Consider the following 747-nt stretch of genomic DNA (forward strand, 5'->3'; position numbering starts at 1 on the left):
TGGAGCCGCACTCGCATGCCCACAGCAAGACCGCGAGTGTCATCGGCGCTGATCTGGTCGTGTTTCACCCTGATCATGCCGTGCTCCACCGTGTCGACCTCCCAAGGCGAGGACCGGTCACTCGCCGTGTGCAGCTCACCGTCGACGATGAACGGCTCGGCTTCCAACCGCTGGCGCTCCACCAGCGACTGAATGAACCCTGCCGACGTCGGGTTGATCGCCACATGTCTGGACGGCTGCCTTGGCGGCCGCCAGTCCACATCCATGTCGAAGCCAGACTCGCCGATGTCTTCTGCAAGGACACGCACCGCGTTTGCCACCCGGGGACCGAGGGCTCGCATGTGCCGGACGAACTCCGGGTCGTCGCCGCTGCTGGACTCGTTGATCTCGTTGACGAGTCGCTCGAACTCTGCGAGCGAGCGATCGACGAGGGGTTCTTCCCCGCCCAGATCGAACATCTCTCCGCCTGGCCGAAGCTCCAACGCAGGGTCGCTCTCCGGGAACACATTGACGACCACAGACCCTGGGGCGAGCTGCCGTGTGTCCATGCGGAGGTCCGTTCGTCGGATCACCGAGGCACTCAGTGGCCCGACCGCACTCCTCGCGCCCTCGAGGGACGCTCCGATCGCAGTGATGACTCGCTGCAGAGCCTCAAGGAAAGGACCGATCTCGCGGAGCCTTGCGGAGTGGTCCGCTGTGGGCTCGCCTGCCAGATGCACGACACCCAACGAGCGCTCCGTCCGCGCC

The 747-nt window shown here is 65.5% G+C and carries 1 protein-coding gene; it reads right to left on the minus strand.

The window, feature by feature from the left end:
- On the minus strand, positions 1-548 hold a 548-nt coding region (locus ABD254_RS21245; RefSeq protein ID WP_344250972.1), incomplete at its 3' end, for a hypothetical protein.
- Between the last annotated feature and the right edge of the window lie 199 nt (positions 549-747).

It is taken from the genome of Isoptericola hypogeus (assembly GCF_039531145.1).
Taxonomy (GTDB): domain Bacteria; phylum Actinomycetota; class Actinomycetes; order Actinomycetales; family Cellulomonadaceae; genus Isoptericola; species Isoptericola hypogeus.